The 1,911-nt window shown below is 72.3% G+C and carries 1 protein-coding gene; it reads left to right on the plus strand.

Annotation, left to right across the window (positions count from 1 at the left end):
• Positions 1-1,911 (plus strand): penicillin acylase family protein (locus VTU_RS0124190; protein WP_010110250.1); only part of this gene is annotated, 1,911 nt, incomplete at both ends.

Here is a 1,911-nt window from a genome sequence, read left to right on the forward strand (position 1 = left end):
CCCCGCAGGACGCCTGGTTCGCCATGGGCTATGTGCACGCGCAGGAGCGCAGCTGGCAGCTGGAATTCAACCGCCGCGTGATGCACGGCGAGCTGTCCGGGATATTCGGCGCGGCGACGCTCGCGACGGACAAGCTCATGCGCACGCTGGACATCATGGGCGCCGCCCGGCGCCAGTACCAAGGGCTGCCGCTGTACGCCCGGGAGGCGCTGCAAGCCTATAGCCAGGGCATACGGGCCTTTCACCGCGACCGCCCCCAGGCGTTGCCGCCCGAGTTCCATATCCTGGGCGTGCAGGGCGCTGCCTGGGAGCCCGAGGACAGCGTGGGCTGGGCGCTGATGATGGCGCTGGACCTGGGCGGTAACTGGGGCAACGAGTTTGCGCGCCTGGCACTTGCCAGGACGCTGGACACCGAGCGCCTGTGGCAGCTCATGCCGCCCTACCCGGGCGAGCGGCCCGCAGCCTCGGCCGACCTGGCCGCGCTGTACCGCCAGTGGGGGGTCTACCGGGAGACGGCGCCGCAGGCCGAGGACGCCCGCCGCCTGCAAGCGCAGGCGGCGGCGCCGTCCCCGCGGATCGGCGCCGGCATGCTCGCCTGGTCCGACGAACTCACGCGCAACGCCGGCAGCAGCGAGGGCCGGGGCAGCAACAACTGGGTGCTCGCGGGAACGCGCACGGTCAGCGGCAAGCCGCTGCTCGCCAACGACCCGCACCTGGAACTCTCGGTGCCCGCCGTCTGGTACTTCGCCGCGCTTCGGGCGCCTGCGGGCAGGGCCTCGGACGGAACGCCGATCGCCCCCATCGACGTGGTCGGTGCCACCCTGCCCGGTCTGCCCTTCGTGGTGCTCGGCCGCACCGGCCATGTCGCCTGGGGCTTTACCAACACCGGCCCCGACGTGCAGGACCTGTATCTGGAGCAAATCAACCCGGAAGACGCCACGCAGTACCGCACGCCCGAGGGCTGGGCGCGGTTCACGCTGCGCACCGAGAGGATTCGCGTGAAGGGCGCTGCGGACGTGCTGCACACGGTACGCAGCACCCGCCATGGCCCGGTACTCAGCGACGCGCAAAAGTCGCACGCCGACCTGCTGAACCTGGACAAATACGTGCTCGCGCTGCGCTGGAGCGCGCTCGACGCCGACAACCAGAGCGTGTTCGCGGGCCTGCAAAGCAACCAGGCGCAAACCGTGGACGCGCTGTTCCAGGCCCTGGAGCACCACCACTCGCCGATGCAGAACGTGCTCGCGGCCGACGACCAGGGCCGCATCCGCTTCCAGGCCGTGGGCCGGGTGCCGTTGCGCGCTGCGGGCAACGACATCCGCGGCGTGGCCCCGTCGCCCGGCTGGGACGCGCGCTACGACTGGCAGGGCTGGTTGGCGCGTGCGCAAACCCCGCGCGACGACGGCGCCCGGGGCTGGGTGGCGACGGCGAACCAGCGCGTGACGGCGCCGGACTCCCCGCACTACCTCACGCAGGACTGGGCGCTGCCCTACCGCTACGAGCGCATCGTGCAGCTCATCGAGGCCACCGAAAAGCACGACACCGCGAGCATGCAGGCGATGCAGCACGACGTGCGCTCGCTGGCCGCGCGCCGGCTGCTGCCGCACCTGCTGCGTGCCCGCTCGGCGCACCCGCTGGCCGCGGCCGCGCAGGCGCAGCTCCAGGGCTTTGACGGGGTGATGGACGCCGACCGCGCCGCGCCGCTGGTATTTGCCGCCTGGGTGGACGAACTCGCGCGCGGCGTGATCGCCGCGCGCATCGGCCAGGCGCGCTTTGCCAGCACCTACGGCAAGCGCGATTACCGGGCCGCGCTGGAGGGCATTCTGGAGCGCGATGACCGCTGGTGGTGCCAGCCCATGTCCTGCGCCGAACAGTCCGCCGCCGCGCTGGGCCGCGCGCTCGGGCGCTTGC

The organism is Verminephrobacter aporrectodeae subsp. tuberculatae At4, assembly GCF_000193225.1.
Lineage (GTDB): Bacteria > Pseudomonadota > Gammaproteobacteria > Burkholderiales > Burkholderiaceae_C > Acidovorax > Acidovorax aporrectodeae.